At 41.5% G+C, this 17,182-nt stretch carries 14 protein-coding genes; 6 read left to right on the forward strand and 8 right to left on the reverse strand.

Annotated elements, in window-relative coordinates; translation table 11 throughout:
- Positions 1-118: 118 nt before the first annotated feature.
- Both D9603_RS13025 and D9603_RS13030 read right to left on the reverse strand, forming a co-directional pair.
- The gene (locus D9603_RS13025; protein WP_128731632.1) at positions 119-1,138 is read right to left on the reverse strand and encodes a 6-phosphofructokinase; all 1,020 of its coding nucleotides are present in this window, start codon (positions 1,136-1,138) and stop codon (positions 119-121) included.
- A 132-nt stretch (positions 1,139-1,270) separates the two neighbouring features.
- A complete protein-coding gene (locus D9603_RS13030) occupies positions 1,271-1,666 on the reverse strand; it encodes an MmcQ/YjbR family DNA-binding protein (protein WP_125251599.1) in 396 nt (131 codons plus the stop codon).
- A gap of 604 nt (positions 1,667-2,270) precedes the next feature.
- Between D9603_RS13030 and D9603_RS21835 the strand changes: the two genes are divergently transcribed.
- The gene (locus D9603_RS21835; RefSeq protein WP_125251600.1) at positions 2,271-2,462 is read left to right on the forward strand and encodes a hypothetical protein; all 192 of its coding nucleotides are present in this window, start codon (positions 2,271-2,273) and stop codon (positions 2,460-2,462) included.
- 224 nt (positions 2,463-2,686) lie between these two features.
- Here the strand turns inward: D9603_RS21835 and D9603_RS13040 are convergent, their stop codons facing one another.
- Positions 2,687-4,924 carry a bifunctional diguanylate cyclase/phosphodiesterase gene (locus D9603_RS13040; RefSeq protein ID WP_128731633.1) on the reverse strand — a complete coding sequence of 746 codons (2,238 nt, stop codon included), beginning with the start codon at positions 4,922-4,924 and terminating at the stop codon, positions 2,687-2,689.
- A 237-nt stretch (positions 4,925-5,161) separates the two neighbouring features.
- Positions 5,162-7,831 (reverse strand): insulinase family protein, encoded by a 2,670-nt coding sequence (locus tag D9603_RS13045; protein ID WP_128731634.1) that lies wholly within the window; start codon positions 7,829-7,831, stop codon positions 5,162-5,164.
- 342 nt (positions 7,832-8,173) lie between these two features.
- On the opposite strand from D9603_RS13045, the gene sixA reads away from it, so the two are divergent.
- The 5 genes from sixA (at position 8,174) to D9603_RS13070 (ending at position 13,660) form a co-directional block, all read left to right on the forward strand.
- Positions 8,174-8,635: a phosphohistidine phosphatase SixA gene (sixA, locus tag D9603_RS13050; RefSeq protein WP_128731635.1), complete on the forward strand. Its 462-nt coding sequence runs from the start codon at positions 8,174-8,176 to the stop codon at positions 8,633-8,635.
- A gap of 543 nt (positions 8,636-9,178) precedes the next feature.
- Positions 9,179-11,488 carry a TonB-dependent receptor gene (locus D9603_RS13055; protein ID WP_128731636.1) on the forward strand — a complete coding sequence of 770 codons (2,310 nt, stop codon included), beginning with the start codon at positions 9,179-9,181 and terminating at the stop codon, positions 11,486-11,488.
- Between the two features lie 84 nt (positions 11,489-11,572).
- Positions 11,573-11,872, forward strand: coding sequence for a hypothetical protein (locus D9603_RS13060; RefSeq protein ID WP_125251605.1), 300 nt, complete (start codon positions 11,573-11,575; stop codon positions 11,870-11,872).
- A gap of 22 nt (positions 11,873-11,894) precedes the next feature.
- Entirely contained in the window at positions 11,895-12,548 is a 654-nt protein-coding gene (locus tag D9603_RS13065; protein ID WP_128731637.1) for an HAD family phosphatase, read from the forward strand.
- A gap of 266 nt (positions 12,549-12,814) precedes the next feature.
- Positions 12,815-13,660, forward strand: coding sequence for a DNA ligase (locus D9603_RS13070; RefSeq protein ID WP_128731638.1), 846 nt, complete (start codon positions 12,815-12,817; stop codon positions 13,658-13,660).
- A gap of 83 nt (positions 13,661-13,743) precedes the next feature.
- Here the strand turns inward: D9603_RS13070 and yeiP are convergent, their stop codons facing one another.
- The 4 genes from yeiP to yghU all read right to left on the reverse strand — a co-directional run bounded on the left by yeiP (position 13,744) and on the right by yghU (position 17,053).
- Positions 13,744-14,313, reverse strand: a complete 570-nt coding sequence (gene yeiP, locus D9603_RS13075) for an elongation factor P-like protein YeiP (RefSeq protein ID WP_099641735.1) — start codon at positions 14,311-14,313, stop codon at positions 13,744-13,746.
- Between the two features lie 83 nt (positions 14,314-14,396).
- The gene (locus D9603_RS22140; protein ID WP_241651655.1) at positions 14,397-14,861 is read right to left on the reverse strand and encodes a hypothetical protein; all 465 of its coding nucleotides are present in this window, start codon (positions 14,859-14,861) and stop codon (positions 14,397-14,399) included.
- Entirely contained in the window at positions 14,779-15,726 is a 948-nt protein-coding gene (locus D9603_RS13080) for a tetratricopeptide repeat protein (RefSeq protein ID WP_241651656.1), read from the reverse strand. The genes D9603_RS22140 and D9603_RS13080 overlap by 83 nt, the downstream gene beginning before the upstream one ends.
- Before the next feature lie 454 nt (positions 15,727-16,180).
- Positions 16,181-17,053 carry a glutathione-dependent disulfide-bond oxidoreductase gene (yghU, locus tag D9603_RS13085; protein WP_128731639.1) on the reverse strand — a complete coding sequence of 291 codons (873 nt, stop codon included), beginning with the start codon at positions 17,051-17,053 and terminating at the stop codon, positions 16,181-16,183.
- Positions 17,054-17,182 lie beyond the last annotated feature (129 nt).

Genomic DNA, 17,182 nt, shown 5'->3' on the forward strand with positions numbered 1-17,182 from the left:
TATGGATGTAGGTACCTTAGCGATGGCAGGACGCGGTAGCGGAGTTATCGACACGATTTTCTCGCCTCAAATAGACCACTCAATTAAGAAAATTGGTATAAGGGGAGCTAGTCTCCCCTTACGACTCTGCTTCGGCTAAAAAATCTCGATAGCGTTTTACCCAAGAGTCAGGAACCGGTTTCTGTCGTGTTAACACTGTCGAAATTGGGGTAGATGTTAATACGCCATTGATGTTACCTAACATGAACGTGGCTGCTCGAAAGGTGTCATGCTGTATTGCTTGGTACACAGTTTCAACAGCTGCTACGCCTAACTCCGTGGCTAACATTCTATCCTCTGCTGAAGGGGCACCACCGCGCTGAATGTGTCCTAATACGCATAACGCACAATTAATATTGCTTTGCTCATTAAGTGCGTCTCTTAGCGCATGGGCTCCACCTGGCCATAAATTCTCAGCAAGTATAATCAAAAAGCTACCATGTTTATGCTGCTGCTCAGTAATGGCACGCTGCAATTGTTGTACTAATTTTGCGGTGTCGCTTTTGGTGTAGTTTTCAAATGAAAGTATGGCTTCAGCACCGGTGGCGATACCTACGTTATAAGCGATATGACCGCTATGGCGACCCATTACTTCAGTAATAAAAACACGTTCAAACGCATTTGCGGTATCACGAATTTTATCAATTGCGACAGTTGCTGTATTCACTGCGCTAGAAAAACCGATGGTGTGATCGCACCCCGCTAAATCATTGTCTATGGTGCCAGGAAGCCCAATAAGTTGGCCGTGCCAGTGTGTCGATAACGCATGAATGCCGCGAAAAGAGCCATCACCACCTATCACGATAAGGGCGTCTATATGGAGTTTGCGAAGCGCATTTGCTGCTTGTTGAACACCTGTATCTTCTAACATGGCATCGCAGCGTGCACTTTTAAGCAAAGTGCCCCCGCGCTGTGTAATGTCAATCACACAATCTGGTGTGAGTTCAATATATTCTTGATTGATAAGGCCATTATAGCCATGCAAAAAACCAACACATTGCAGTCCTAGCTTAGCGGAAGTTAAGGTTATTGCTCTGATTGCAGAGTTCATTCCGGGGGCGTCACCGCCACTTGTGAGAATTGCTATCCTTTTGGTCATGAGATCACTTGAACAATAGTTTGGTTACTGAATGTATACTATCAGTGCGGGTTGCTAGCAAATTGATCGATATTAAAAAAAGCGAGATCAGGAAGGAAAAACGGCATTTAGTGTAACCAAATGCCGTTCTTTTTATTGCTGTGAGATCTTGCTAGCAAGTTCTTCACGTTGTGCTGTAGGTAGGTTATCGACAACAATTTGATACGAATCATCGATCATTTTCTTTATTTCGTCTTCTGGAATAGTGCCGTCTAAAATAACCGTATTCCAGAGGCGCTTATTCATATGATAACCAGGTACAACAGACGAGTACTTGTCTCGAAGCAATAACGCTTCGTCAGGGTCGCATTTTACATTCAACCACCAAACAGGCTCACCATTTTCGTCTACTTGCCCTTCTTTCCCTTCGGTAAGAGTGGCAAACATCTTATGCTGAACTTTATACACATCGACATCTTGCGCAAAAGGTTTGGTGATAAAGGTTGCAGGCTTGGCCTGCAAATATTCATGTACGCTTTTCTGATCCATAGCCCGTGTCCTTGAAGTAACAGTTAATACAACATGAAGGTAAGTTTAGCAGCTCTTGTGATAATACTGTAATCGTCTATCAGTAAAAACTATCAGAAAGTCTATACCATGGCGTTATAACGCAGACAATTATTGAATAACTGAGAGTTTTATATCGGTTTCACTCACAGTTGACGATTAAAATAAGTACAGTGTTTAAAAGCACTACAATTTCAGTCATCTACAATATTAGAAAAGCTAACTTTCAACATCTAATTGAGGATCAAGCTGGCTTTACAAGTTGTGCTAAGTATTCCTCCATAACCTAGGTGGACTAAGCTAGGAAATCATTGCTATTTGAGCGTTAAAAATTTCCCACTTGTCACTGTTTCCTATTGCTAGGAAAAGTTATGACACAGCGACATTAAATAACGCCATGCCTGTAAAGAGTCCGCTATTAAATTAAATAATACAAAAATATGCAACAATAATTTCCATGTTGATCAAATAATGGACGTTGTGTAGACTCCATGACCGCTTTAGTAAATGGTATAACAATGCCATGTTTCTTCAACATCATGTGCCCGGCTATTTTTTTGGTAGGATAAAAACTTTAGGAGTATCAGTGGCTTTTGTAGTTATTTCAATCTTGTGTATGTTTGCTGTGTATCTTCAAGCCCTCTCTACGGGCATGCCAATTAAGCGCTGGTTGGGCTTGGCATTATTTACAGGACCCGCTGCCTTGGTACTGTTTCGAGTGCACTACCGCCGAGCTTGGATGCGTCGCTGTGCCAATCTAGTGATGTGGAAGGCGTAATACCAATTAGACTTAATACTTGCTTAATTTGAAGGAGTAAATCTGACGCCTAACTGCGTTAAAAATTTCTTATTTAGAACAACTAAATGGCAAAATTTTTGCCTAGCTTACATGGGGGTAGGTACCTTAGCGATAGCAGGACGCGTTAGCGAAGTTACCAACAAGATTCTCTTGCCTCAAAATAGCAAGCTTGAGTAAGCGCAGTGGTATAATTGCAAGCGATACTACTGAACAAGCTGGAGGTTGGGCTTGTCGCTGGGAATATGTTGCTTCAAAAACTGCTCAAACTCGCTACTAGATAACGGCTTTGAGTAATAATAACCTTGTACTGTTTGGCAGTTTAGCTCTTCTAAAATACTCAGTTGCACTTCATTTTCTACGCCTTCGGCTACAACATGTAAATCGAGGTTGTGGGCTATGGTGACAATAGAATCAACCATATTTTTTCCGCGTTCGTTGCCCATGTCGTCAATAAACGCCTTATCCACTTTGAGTGTATTGAGTGGAAATTGTTTGAGATATGCCAGTGAAGAATAGCCTGTGCCAAAGTCATCCATCGCCAAATGTATGCCTCTTGCACTTAATGAACGCATTATTGAAATTGCTTCTTTTGGATCATCCATCACCGTACCTTCTGTGATTTCTAATTCCAAAAAATAAGAAGGAAGTTGATTTTTTTGCAAGATAATATCGATGCGAGTAGTGAGATCTGGCAAGCTAAATTGTTTTGCTGATAAGTTAACTGCGACTCTGCCGTTGAAAAGCCCCTTATCAATCCAGCGTTTCACATCTTGGCACGCTTTGTCTAAAACGACTTCACCAATCTCAATTATTTGTCCTGTTTCTTCCGCGATAGGGATAAATACACCTGGGCTGATAACCCCTTTCTTTGGGGTAATAAAGCGCACTAGTGCTTCCATTCCAACTAGCTCACCTGTTTTGATATTCATTTTCGGCTGATAGTAGACGACAAAGTGATCTTCTTTTAGGCCGTAGCGCATTAGGTTTTCTATTTGTAAGCGTTTTACCGCTTGTTCGTTCATAGAATCGTTGAAGAACAAATAATGATTACCTTTTTGCTTGGCGTGATACATCGCGGTATCTGCGTTTTTCAACAAGCTTTCTGGCGACTTGCCATCCTCGGGGCACAGTACAATACCCACAGAAGAGGTGATAACTAACTCGTGGTTAGCAATTTTAAACGGGGTCGCAATCGCTGCTAAAAACTGCTTAGCAGTACGTGTAATAGTATGAATATCATTGGTACCAGATATGACCAAAGCAAACTCATCACCGCCAAGGCGATAAAATGTATCTTGTTGACGCGCTAGTTTGTTTAAGCGCATAGCGAGTTTTGCAAGCAGGGTATCACCAAGCTGGTGTCCAAGAGAATCGTTGATTTTTTTGAAGTTGTCTAAATCAAAAACCAAAAGGGCGTGGTGCGTGCCTTGCTGTGAAAGTTTTTGTAGGTTAGTAAAAAATAGATTCCGGTTGGGTAAACCTGTGGTGCGATCGCGGTTAGATAAATTATGAAGCTGTGATTCAGCTTTTTTGCGCTCTGTTAAATCTGAATACACCACTACATAGTTACTAATTTGACCATGGTTATTTTTAATTTCATCTATGGTAATTTCAATGGGAAGTAGCACATCAGCTGCATTTCGAAGCTTTAATTCTTCTTGCCAGTGTTCCGTCTGACTGAGTTGCGATTTTACTTGCGTAACAAATTTATTGTCGTAGCCAGGTAAGTTAAAAGGCTTATTGATATAGTGCTCTCTTTGTCCCCCAAATAATTTTAGATAGCTGGGGTTGAGATCAACTAAGTTATAGTCTTTGTCATATATTGCAATGGCATCCGTAAGGGATTCAACGCACTTAGCGAATAAATTAAGCCTTTCTTCCGTGCTCTTGAAGTGGCCAATATCTCGAACCGTACCTGTCATTCTAAGTGGATTTAGGTTCGTGTCTTTTTCAATGATTTTACCTCTATCTAAAACCCAATGATATTGTCCTAACTCATCCTTAATACGATAGCTGGCTTCAAAAAATGGGGTTTTTTCTGCGAAATGTTGCTTCATTAACTTTTCAACAATTAACAGATCTTGAGGATGGATCCGATGCTGATTGGGAATGATGTTACCTGGTTTTGCTGAGTTCATCCCATATTTGTCATTTATCCGAACAATCTCACCAGATTGGATATTCCAATCCCATAGAGTATCACCGCTACCTTCTATGGTACTTTTAAATCGTTGTTCGGTATGTTTTAGTTCAATGGTGGACTTTTTTAGTTGATGATTAGACCAGACTAAATAAGGGATACTGAGCAGTGCAAGAATAAAAGGGATGAGCCAAGCAAGTTGAGCATACGTCAATACACTAATGTCACTGGCGACCGCAGTAAACGGTGTAAGAGTGAATAGTATTGTACTGATTATTATTGTTTTTATTTGTTTGCTCATAAAATGCGTAACTCATCATTGCGATCTCTAATCTAAATCAAGCCCGCGTAGTAGTCAAAAAGAAAACGTTGATTAAGGTAAAATTCAGGTTGATTCTGCTTTTTAACATTAGATAAACAAAACTTTGGATGAAATTCATTACGATAGAGGATTAATGCGCACACTTTATTGCATAAAATGTACGCTTTGAGGTACCAAATAAATGAGAAAAGTCACAGTAAGTATGGCAACAAAGCTCTAGTTACATTGTAAAACTAACCTTGGAGAGTCTGGTTTGAGCATATTATCAACATAAGCAACCACATCTGAGCGCTCCAATTTGTCTAAAGCTGCAATTAACCGGCATTGCATATCAAATTGGTGGAAGTCATTAGTGATCGAGATCCACAATCGCTGTGCCCTTAATCGTAGATTTTTATCTTTTTCAGAGATTTGTAATAGTAAGCTCTCTTTTGAACGTTGCCAGCTAGCTTCGTCACACTCTCGCAGCTGTTTAGCAAACGTTTTTAAAAACGCGCTATGTCTAGTAAGTAGGTGCTCACTATTGAAGTTTGGTGATTGAATATAAAACGCCACACCTGCACGGGTATTAAAGGGGGCATAGCCTGCACCAACTAAGTAACCAAGTTGTTCTTTTGTTCTTAATTGCTCAAAGTAATCTTGATTTAGTAAGTTGTTGATCGCCATCAAGGTTACTTTTTCTTCTACGGAATTAGTTTGTGATTGAAAATATTCAATGAAGGCATGATCGTTGCCTTCACGTTGAATTTGTATACCCTCAACACGGTTAATCTCATTAAGCGGACGTTTTAAGTCATCCAGAATTTCACTATTGGAAAATAGCCCATGAACAGAAGTTTTTAGTTTTTCTGCATGGCGACGTTGCCAGTTGCCATGCATAAACGCTTTTACGTGAATGGCAGAGAAAAACTGCTTTCGAAACAATTGAAACTCATTGAAGCTTGCACTTTTTAAAGCGATGGCTAGGTCTTCAGGGCTTGGATTCCATGGCATTAAATGTGCTCCAAGGCAGCTGAAGAGTTCACTCACAGGTTTGTTTTTATTATGATTTTTCCAGTGCCGAATAAGCTGCTTTTTATACTCGGCAAAGCGGGCTGCATGGATAGGTTGATGAAGCAAAGCTTCAACTAACTCAAGCACTAACGTGATCTGATTACCTGTTAGCCCCGCAGTGTGTAATGTTAACCCACCTTGATGAGAGTTGATGTGATAACTGAGCCCAGCGAGTTCAGCACTGTAAAATCGTTCAGCGACGGCATCCATAAAAAGGTCTGCAAATAGTCTCGAAAGCGCCATATGCTTGTGGCAGGTCACTGACGGTGCAGAGTCTATTTCGAGATAGAAATGTCCTTTTGTAACCCTAAAGGTGGTATCTTGTTTAAACCAAAACTCAAATCCTGGTTGGTCGGCTAATCGAACGGGTTTGTCTTGCTCGTATTCCACAGCATGAAGTGGGTTTTTAGCACTGAGGTATGGATTAATCGAAGGCAGTGACATTTGAGGCAATGGCATATGCACATTATATAGTGATTCAATCCATTCTTTCGCAATCGTGGTGACGCTGTACGGTGTGTTGTACCACTTTGCCTTGTGACTGACTTCAACATCAGGGTGGATCAGCACTAACCGCATGTTTGTTGGACACAAATACGAGAGTAGCTTTTCATGATACGCTTGACTGAAGCCGTCCATACGATAATCACCGTATAAGAAGTCCGCTTCAGAGTAATGATGCATGTTAACGCTAATTGAGTTAACCCAATCTAGCATGCGTCCTACTTCTTGGTTATCGAATGCAATATCTAATAATGTACTTTTATCCTGGTAAAGGCGTGGTAATGCAGCGGTGTTTTGTTTGATTAATGCCAAATACTCGAACAGCATTTCAACGATGTCTTCATAGTACTCTATTCCCTCATCGGTGAGTGCAAAGCTGATGTTGAAATCACGAAAATTACTACCTGTGATCCCACCGCCCGCAGACAAGGCGTTGATCCACCCTTGGGATTTTAAAATGGAATATAACGATCCCTTTCCCTCGTAACCCAATAAGTGTGCCAGAAAGCTAACGCTTTTGTGTTTGTATAGATCTTCAGGGTTTGGCATTGCAAAACTCACAATAAGCTTCTGCATGTGCTTTCTCGGCTTTATTTGTAACTCGAGTTGTAAGTCACTCTGACGGTACATTGGTACTTGTATGGCTTGTTTTTGCTCCTGTGAGCCAACAATATTACCAAAAGGAAGGCTATATTGTTTTAAGGTTGCTAATGGTTGAGGGGCAGCAATAACAAGCGTCATCCATTGTGCTTGATAGTGCGCATTAAAAAATGCCCTGAGTTCGGATGCGATATTATCCCCTCGGTCAGCTAGCGTATCTCGGGTACCTACTGAAAACTTAGCGAAAGGGTGGGCTGGATTGATGGTTTCTTTATGTACCTGATAAATACGGCGGCCATCGTCTTTGATTTTCATTTTGAATTCAGCGTCAATGGCTTCACGTTCCTTTTCTGTATCACCTTCACTTAATAAAGGAGACACAAAAAACTGACTAAAGCGCTCTAAGGCTTCTTCTAATCGCTCCGCATCGCAATCGAAATAATAGCTAGAGTGCTCGGTTCCTGTCCAGGCATTGCTCTGACCGCCATATTGGCTAATAAACTGAGAAAAGCCACCCGAGTCAGGGTGCTCAATAGTTCCGAGAAATAGCATATGCTCTAAAAAGTGAGCCATACCTTGACGGTCTTCAGGGTCATCAAAATGGCCAACATTAACTGTTAACGATACGGCACTCTTGGCTGTTGACTCATCATTAATCAACAAAACTCTAAGACCATTGTCCAGTGTTAAGAATTGGTACTGCCGACTATCATTATTACTCAGTTTCAATATGCTGCTGCCGATAAATTAGTTAAAAGAAAGGTGAAGGTGATGCAAATTTCATTTCATGTTAATCCTTCATTTGTTTTAATATAGCGAACAAACTGGCTAGATAGCTACTGGTTTCAAGAAAATAATGTTAGCTATCCTAACGTTGGCATTGTTTAGACCAAGGTTTAAGTAGTGGTCTAGAGAAATATATTTTACAGAGTCATCAGGCCTAGCTGTATTAACTAACACAAAAGCGAAAGAGAGCATGCTTTGTGTTAAAAGACGCCGAAACTGAAACGGGTATGGTGCAAGTGTTAATACGTATAAATGTAGAGTAGTGCAGAAAAGGTGCTAAATAGTATGAAGACTATCTTGATTATGCGTCATGGTGAAGCGCAAGCTATGCAGGCTGATGATGCCAGTAGGGCGCTGACACAGCTAGGTTTAAAACAAGCAAAAGACATGGGGCAATGGCTGGAACAGCACTTTAAGATTGATGCGGCCTTGGTTAGTCCATATACACGAGCCCAGCAAACGGCCGAGCAGGTATTTTCCTTCCAGTCGCCGCAATTTGTTGAAACCTGTGCAGATATTGTTCCCAGTGGTTCTGCAAACACAGCTACAGATTATCTCGAAACACTCATATCCATGCACCCAGAACATCAGACTTGGCTGTTGGTCGCACATATGCCGATAGTCAGCTACCTTGTTGACTGTTTGTGTCCTGACACTATGCCTATCTTTTCTACCGCAGCGGTCGCTGTGCTGGAGTATAGCGAAGAAACAGGTCGAGCAGAATTCATTTCCATGCAGTTGCCATAGCAAGGCGATTTGTCACTGACGCAGAAAAGTTAGCAATAATCGGTCTAATGTCCTCTTTTTAATTTTTATTGAACCTTATCATAACGGCAGTGTCGTAGTATTGGCACTGCAAAGCACCCGTTTGGTCAATATATTTTGTTTGGGCGCAAACTATATTGTACAAGTAATCTGCATAGTCTCGACCGCTATGTTATGGTTCTGTTATCGGTAAAGTTGTTTTTTAGAACTAGCATTGCTTTAATTTAAAAGGACAAATGTCCTCATTCTTTGGTTTTTTGTTGCTAAATGTTGTAAACTGTCAGCTAACATCGCTAAAAGTTGCAAAAAAATTGATTTTTTAGTCCGGTTTAACAAGCAAAGTAAAATTTACCTGCTATAATTACCGCCGTCTCGTTCAGCCTTGCAAAGTTGTATCGCACTCTCGACTGCAAGGTCCGCGTTATCTTATTCGAATCGCGAAAAATTGAACGTTCACGCCAAAGTGAAACGGCGCCCAAATTTAAACCGTTGAACAAAGAGTGCACTAAAAGGTCGAAAACCAACATGAAAGCAATGAAAAGATCCACGTTAGCTACGCTTATTAATGCTACGTTGTTCTCTGCTGTGGCAGGTACTTCATTCTCTGCACTTGCTGAAGAAGAGCAAGCCAAGTCTAATCAATTAGAAGTTATCCAAATTACTGCTCGTAAACGTGTAGAAAATGCACAGGAAGTTCCTGTGTCAGTATCTGCGCTGCAAGGAGATAATTTGAATGCTTACAGCTCCGCGGGTATGGACATTCGCTTTATGAACGCCAAGATCCCGAGCTTATCGGTAGAATCTTCATTTGGCCGTACTTTCCCACGATTTTATGTCCGTGGTTTAGGAAATACAGATTTCGATCTGAATGCTTCACAACCTGTGTCTTTGGTTGTCGATGAAGTTGTTCAAGAAAACCCAATCTTAAAAGGTTTCCCTGTATTTGATATTGCTCGTATCGAAGTATTACGTGGCCCACAAGGTACCTTGTTTGGTCGTAACACACCTGCGGGTCTAGTGAAGTTTGATACAGTAAAACCAAGCCAAGAATTTGATGGCTATGCAGCGCTTTCGTATGGCAGCCGTGGTGCTGTTGACTTTGAAGGTGCTGTTGGTGGCTCGGTAACTGACCGCTTATCTACTCGTATTTCTGCATTATGGCAGGAGCAAGAAGATTATATCGATGTTAAAGCACCTGGCTTTGAACAAAATGACGTCCTAGGTGGATATAGTGAGCAAGCGGTACGTTTACAGTTTTTATATGAAGGTGATGATTTCACCGGCCTCCTAAACTATCACTACCGAGACCTTGATGGTCGTCCAATTGCATTTCGTGCTAACTTAATTGAAGCAGGCTCAAATAATATTAACCCGCTTTACGACAATGACGTTGTTTATCATGATGCTGCATCTCGTTCGACACAACAAGTTGAAACACAAGGTCTAAGTTTAAAACTTGAGTGGGATCTCCCGGAGCACACAGTGACTTCGATCACAGCATGGGAAAGTGCAGAAATCTACTCTCGTGCAGATGTTGATGGTGGCTATGGTGCCAATCTTGATTTCGTTGGATACCAAGGGCCAGGTTTAATACCGTTTGCTTCTGAAACTGCTGATGTTATTCCAGATCATAATCAGTATACACAAGAGCTTCGTTTATCAAGTAACTTCTCTGGTGACTATAACTATCAAGTTGGTCTTTTCTTATATGAAGAAGATCTCACTATTGAAAGTTACAGCTTTGATACATTCGCGTATGATCAAGGCTTAGGCCAGTATGGCGCGCAAAATGGCTACGCCTATCAAGATCAAGACACGTCAGCATGGGCGATATTTGGTTCATTCGACTACACGGTTTCGGATGATTTAAAAGTAACAGCTGGCCTACGTTACTCTGATGATGAAAAAGAGTTTTACGCTAAGCGTACTAAAAACCCAACGCCTTGGAATGGTTCACCAGACGTACTTGACGATACTGCCAACCCAAGTGATAGTCATGTGAGTTGGGATTTAAGTGCGACATATAAACTGACTGACGACGTTAACTTATTTGGCCGCATTGCAAATGGCTTCCGTGCACCAAGTGTTCAGGGTCGTATCTTATTTGGTGATGAAGTAACAGTTGCTGAATCAGAAACAACTAATTCAATCGAAGCGGGTATTAAATCTGACGTGTTAGATGGTCAAGGCCGTGTAAACGCGACGGTTTTCTACTATCAAATGGATGACCAGCAGCTTACCGCTGTGGGTGGTGGCGCTAACTTTAATCGCCTTATCAACACTGACAAAACCACAGGATACGGCTTTGAGTTGGACACTGAGTGGGTACTAACTGACGAACTAAATGCTACCTTTAACTTGAGCTACAATAATACCGAGCTAGAGGATGATAGTTTAGCTGTTGCGGTTTGTGCACAGTGTACGGTAACTGACCCAACTTATATGGTAAATGGAGCGAACGGTCCTGAAGCTCGTGCTATTTTGGATGGTAACAGCCTACCTCATGCACCAGAGTGGATTGCTAACGCGACCCTTCGCTACACGAAAGAGTTAGAAGGTGGTGAGTTCTTTGTATATGGTGATATGTCTTACCGTAGCGAGATCGATTTCTTCTTGTACAAATCGGTAGAGTTTGAAGGTGAAGCTCTATTTGAAACTGGTTTACGTACAGGCTATCTGTGGTTCTCTGGTGATAATGAATACGAAGTATCAGCGTTTGTTCGTAACTTATTTGACGAGCAAGTTGTTATTGGTGGTGTAGATTTTAACAATAACACGGGTATGCTGAATGAAGCGCGCTTCATTGGAGCTGAATTCAAAGTGAAATTCTTCTAATTCATGCTACAGTGATTATAATAGAATAACTAAAGCCCGCATTAAGCGGGCTTTTTTAATGAAATTTTTATGATAGGAGTGGATATGTCAGGTTTTTGGAACTATCGAGTGATATATTGTGAAGCGACCAAAGAAGAGGCGGCTTTATATCAGATCCATGAGGTAGAATATAATCTCAACGGTAAAGTTACGAACTGGTCTGAAACAGGCGCAGCACCTTTTGGGCGCACATTAGAAGAGCTACAAGCAGATGCAGAGCGACTCAAGTCAGCATTTGATAAACCAATTCTAAAAGTAATTCGACAGCCACGTGGGTATACCTTAGTAGAAGTTGAAACAGGCGAAGAAGCCACTGCTGAGCCACCTGCGGGTCTAAACAGCTAAATAATCTATTAGGAGTGTTGTGATGCGCTATCAGGCAGTTTTATTTGATTTTGACGGCACACTGGTTGACTCAGAAGCACTCCATTATCAAAGTTGGATGACAGTACTTGCTCAGGACAATATTCATTATACTGAGTTGGAGTTTTGTGATGAGTTCTCAGGTGTACCAACATTAAAAGCAGCTCAGACGCTGAAATTACGGCATCAACTTCAGCCATCACCTCAAGCTTTGTGCGATCATAAAAATCGTATATTTGTGGCTCGGGCAGCAACTGTTTTCCCCAAGTTGATGCCTTATGCGAAACAAATACTTGAACTTACCGCTAAACGGGTGCCTATTGCACTTGTGACAGGAAGCAGCAAAGCCGAAGCACTTCCTGTGCTGGATCACTATCAACTCTTAGGGCTGTTTTCAGTGATAATTTGCAAAGATGATGTTACGCAGCCAAAGCCCCACCCAGAGCCATATAACAAGGCACTTAGTGCATTAAATATAGCGCCGCATCAGGCTGTTGCAATCGAGGACACTTATACTGGGCTTACGTCAGCCAAAGAAGCAGGGGTAACTGCGGTCGTGGTACCAAACGTACATTCACGTAAGCAAGATTTTATTCATGCTGATCATTTGTTTACCGACTTAGAAGCGGTATTTAAATGGCTCAGTGCTAGCGAATAAACCGGCTCAATAGGTTGTGAGTCTAAATTTACTCTGACTCGGTTTTACAAACGCCAAGTTATATGTAATCTTTAAATTAGAAATGCCAACACCATAAAGTAAATTAAGGGTGTAAAGTACCAGTTGGCGTCAGGTGTGCTCCTTCAGATTGGGCAAGAATCACGGCTAATTGGTATAAGGGGCTACTTTTGAGCTTTTTCTTCTAGAATTATGTGTTTACTGTAGTAAGTGAGCTTAACTTAATATCCACTGCAAAGGAATGTGCTATGAGATGTTACCTGTACGTACTATTTTTCCTACTTTGTTTTTCTCAATATATACATGGAAGTGAAGTCCATAAAAAAATCCAACTTGCTTCGATATATCAAGGTGATGAGGATATATCTGCATATCTGGTAAGTGAAAAGTTTGATGGAGTTCGAGCCATTTGGAATGGTCATCAACTACTTACTCGTGGTGGTCATGCTATTAATGCGCCAAAGTGGTTTACCCAAAAGTTACCGAGCGTTTGGTTAGATGGTGAGTTGTGGGCAGGGTATAACAACTTTGCATTTGTCAGCGCAGTGGCTAGGCGACACGCTCCAAATGAGGAACATTGGCGTCAAGTTACCTATTATGTGTTTGATGCGCCAGATCCTAAAGAGGAATTTCAAAAGCGGTACGAGCGCTATGTTAAGCTAATAAACGATATTCAAGTGGCACATGTTAAGCCAGTTGAACAAAATGTGTTTACCTCTGTTGAAATGCTTAACGACTATTATCATGGCGTGTTAAAACGCGGTGGTGAAGGGGTTATATTACACTCGAAAACTGCAAAACATGAAGATGGACGAACGAAAAATCTATTGAAATACAAACCTCATTTGGATGATGAGGCGATAGTGATTAAACACCTACCTGGTAAGGGAAAATATCGAGGGATGATGGGGTCTTTGTTAGTGAGAGATGCTCATGGAAATGAATTTAGAATAGGGTCAGGCTTTAGTGACGAGCAAAGGGCATCGCCGCCTCCAATAGGCAGTCAAGTGACGTATCGATATCAAGGCTTTACAAAATTTGGTAAGCCCCGTTTTGCGCGCTTTTTAAGAGTGAGACCAGTTATAACACCATGAAATATGGTGGCATTTGTGGCATAACAGATAGTAGAAAATAGTAGGGAAGATAGCGAGGGTAGCTCGCTATCAAAGCAGTTGGCTTATTCTGCGCGGCCCATAAATTTAGACTCAGCAGTATTGATCTTAATCTTGTCACCACTAGAAATATGCTCAGGAACCTGAACAACAAGACCTGTAGTCAGTGTTGCGGGTTTCGTTCTTGCACTCGCAGAGGCACCTTTGATTGAAGGAGAAGTATCTTCAATTACAAGCTCTACACTTGAAGGTAAGTCGATAGAAACTGGCATCCCTTGCACCACAACAACAGACAAACCTTTGGTTGACTCATCAATAAACAACAGTTGCTCTGCAATAGAGTCTTTGTTTAAGTGGTAAGGGGTGTAGTCTTCTTCGTCCATAAATACGTATTCGTCACCATCAACGTACGATAGCATTGCAGGACGGCGATTTAGGTCGGCTAAAGTTAGCATTTCTTCCGCTTTGAAGGTTTCATCGACTTTTGAGTTATCTACAACATCGTACATACGCATGCGGTACAGGCTTCCACCAGCACGACCTTGTGGTACTGAACGTTCAATATCACGAACAATCATTACACGACCATTGTACTCGATCGCGGCATGTTTTTTTATTTCACTTGCCTTTGGCATAGCTTGCTTCCTAATACAAATAAAGTTGGCACAATATAATCATTTTTCGACATTTTGGCGAGGTTCAAAGCGATCTGAAAACCTTAAATACCGTATAAAGTTTTTATGTCCGCGTACTTTACGCCAAAGTGCTGATCAAACCAGCGGTTAATATAGTCGTGTTTTGGTTCTAGTTTTGCGCATCGTAAAATATTTTCACCCTTATTGGTACCAAGTGCCTGACCACAGTAGTTTTGCTTCCAAGTTAAAGTTAAATCTTGAGAAAACTGCTCAATTAATCCATCTAAAGCCTTTTCAGTGATGTGAGCAAGGTTAAGAAAATCCGGAGATAGCGGTGTAATATCAAGCTGCTCAAAATCAGCCTGATGTGAGCGAGTTTTGTTTTGTTTGCTATCGCTGGCATTCCCTTTAATATAACGACTAGCTAAATTGGCTTCATAGCTAATATTAATGTCAAATTTCTCATCATAGACAGTGACTGGGTATGCACTCTCTAGTGACTTCGGTGGTGTGGGTTTTATCGGGATTATGAGGATCTGTGCGCTCAACTTCCTGCTGATAGTGTTTTCGTTGAATATGTTGATTACTGACACGATAATAATCGGCATCAGCATACAATGTTAACGAGAGCTGTTGAGCCCCTTGATTGTAAAACCATAGGCTATTATTGAAAGTTGCATTAAGGTCAGAAATAAAAGTGCCATATTGTCCTTTAATGGAATTGCCAAACCGTAGACCAATATCAATACGTTCACGTATATTCATTGCAAAATAACGACTGCTGTCTTGCTTATCTACCGTCAAACGTTTTGGGGTTTGCCATGCTAAACAGTACTTTTCAGTGAAGCTTTTTAAATAGAAGCGCTGTCCGCTGACCTGCTTTGCGAGCGTATCACACTTCTTCTGTGCTTGGATGCTTAGCGTGTCATAATAGCTGCTCATGGCGCTTGCTAATTGCGCGTTACTGATCAAATGACGGTGGTTGTGTTCAAATAACTTAAACCTATCTGGGTAGGGCGTGTTAGACAATGAACCGGCTTCGTCGAGTAGCCACTGCCTGGCGTAATCAAGTTCTTCTCTTTGGGTATTTGCCATTGCACCATTTGGCTTCATTTGCCACTCTGCTTGATTTCTCACTATTTCTTCTAGCCTGGTAGCTGCGGCAGTATAATTATTTGCCAAGCGTAGCATGCGAACATCAATCAATCCTTTGTCTATCAGCTTATCTCTAGCGAGTGTTAAACCTTGCTTTGCTTCAAGATCTTCCGGATCTTCTGCTAGAGCTTGTGAATAGTACTCCGCCGCTTGGCGGTACATTCCCGCTTCGTAAAGTTTATTGCCTTTATAAACCAGAGATTTACAGCCGCTGATAGCTGTTAATATTGCAATGATGATGGCGGTTTTCTTGATCATAATATCATTCCATTCGCGCAAAAAGTTCCATAAGCACAGTTATTTATTTTTGGTATCTACTGAGTCGGTATACAGACAGCCTGCTCTCAGCTTCTTATCAGTTTATAATACAGGGTTCTGGCGAAATCTACATCATTGAATTGTTAAGATTTTGTTTTGTCGCAACGGTTTTTGTGGTCAAAATAACCTCAACCGACAAAGGTCGCTAGTTGTTAACATATAGCCGAAACGAAAAGCAGAGAAGGGGTAGTAATCTTTGAAGTCTTATGGTGTTGGTTTGTTGTCCTTTTGACTGGTTTCGACGCCCATCCATGGGCTACGACTACCTTTTCTTTGTTTGCCCAAAGAAAAGGTAGAAAAAGAAACATTTTTGATACACAGACAATCGGGTTTGATTAAATCTGATTAATCAAACCCGAAAGGTAAAGCTAACTCTTGTTAAACCAAGATAAGGTTACCGAGTTAACTTATCTTGGGTTTTGGTATCAAAGTCGCTGGCGTCATGCCTTTCATGCAGTTGTTCATGAGGCTCTCCCCACGTTCTGTTGACCATCTTTCCACGCTTCACAGCTTCTCTTGATGCGATTTCACCTGCCCAGCGGATCACGTGCTCATAGCCATTGACGTCTAGAAATTCAGCGGCATCATAAAGGTGGCCTTGAGCGAGTACACCGTACCACGGCCAAATTGCTATATCCGCTATGGTATATTCATCACCGCAGATATACCGCCTAGTCGCTAGGTGCTGATTGAGTAAGTCTAGTTGGCGCTTGATCTCCATGGTATAGCGGTTAATCGGGTATTCGTAATGTTCTGGCGCATAAGCATAAAAATGGCCAAACCCACCTCCAAGTAAAGGGGCAGCTCCCATTTGCCAAAATAACCAATTTAAGCATTCTGTTCTTTTGGCTGCGTCTTGAGGTATGAATTTTTGGAACTTTTCAGCTAAGTAAAGCAAGATTGAGCCCGACTCAAATACCTTGGTTGGTTCATCTGTGCTGGTATCGAGTAAAGCTGGGATCTTAGAGTTAGGGTTAAGTGCAACGAATCCTGAGCTAAACTGCTCGCCTTCCATTATATCAATTAAAAAAGCATCGTATTCAGCTTCTTCTACGCCTGCGGCAAGTAATTCTTCAAGTAAAACTGTCACTTTTACGCCATTTGGTGTGGCAAGAGAGTAGAGCTGTAGAGGATGTTTGCCTTGCGGGAGGGACTTTTCAAATCTCGCGCCTGCGGTGGGGCGGTTAATATTAGCAAATTTACTGCCATCACCACTTTGCCATGGCCATTGCCAAACCTTTGGTGGGGTATAACCCGTTTTACTCATTTGATGAACTCCTTCTGTGACTGTCCTTATTGATTATAGAGCTTAGAAGTGAAATGAAAATGAACAAGCTCTTTTTGTAAAATGCTTGAGTAATACCAATTTGAAGGAGTCAATCTGATGCTAACCGCG

It is taken from the genome of Pseudoalteromonas sp. PS5 (assembly GCF_004103255.1).
GTDB lineage: Bacteria > Pseudomonadota > Gammaproteobacteria > Enterobacterales > Alteromonadaceae > Pseudoalteromonas > Pseudoalteromonas peptidolytica.

Coding starts and splice junctions, on each gene's coding strand:
- sixA (WP_128731635.1), top strand. CDS start 8,174: ATGAAGACTATCTTGATTATGCGTCATGGTGAAGCGCAAGCTATGCAG.
- yghU (WP_128731639.1), bottom strand. CDS start 17,053: ATGAGTAAAACGGGTTATACCCCACCAAAGGTTTGGCAATGGCCATGG.
- D9603_RS13080 (WP_241651656.1), bottom strand. CDS start 15,726: ATGATCAAGAAAACCGCCATCATCATTGCAATATTAACAGCTATCAGC.
- D9603_RS13070 (WP_128731638.1), top strand. CDS start 12,815: ATGAGATGTTACCTGTACGTACTATTTTTCCTACTTTGTTTTTCTCAA.
- D9603_RS13040 (WP_128731633.1), bottom strand. CDS start 4,924: ATGAGCAAACAAATAAAAACAATAATAATCAGTACAATACTATTCACT.
- D9603_RS13025 (WP_128731632.1), bottom strand. CDS start 1,138: ATGACCAAAAGGATAGCAATTCTCACAAGTGGCGGTGACGCCCCCGGA.
- D9603_RS13055 (WP_128731636.1), top strand. CDS start 9,179: ATGAAAGCAATGAAAAGATCCACGTTAGCTACGCTTATTAATGCTACG.
- D9603_RS13060 (WP_125251605.1), top strand. CDS start 11,573: ATGTCAGGTTTTTGGAACTATCGAGTGATATATTGTGAAGCGACCAAA.
- D9603_RS13065 (WP_128731637.1), top strand. CDS start 11,895: ATGCGCTATCAGGCAGTTTTATTTGATTTTGACGGCACACTGGTTGAC.
- D9603_RS13030 (WP_125251599.1), bottom strand. CDS start 1,666: ATGGATCAGAAAAGCGTACATGAATATTTGCAGGCCAAGCCTGCAACC.
- yeiP (WP_099641735.1), bottom strand. CDS start 14,313: ATGCCAAAGGCAAGTGAAATAAAAAAACATGCCGCGATCGAGTACAAT.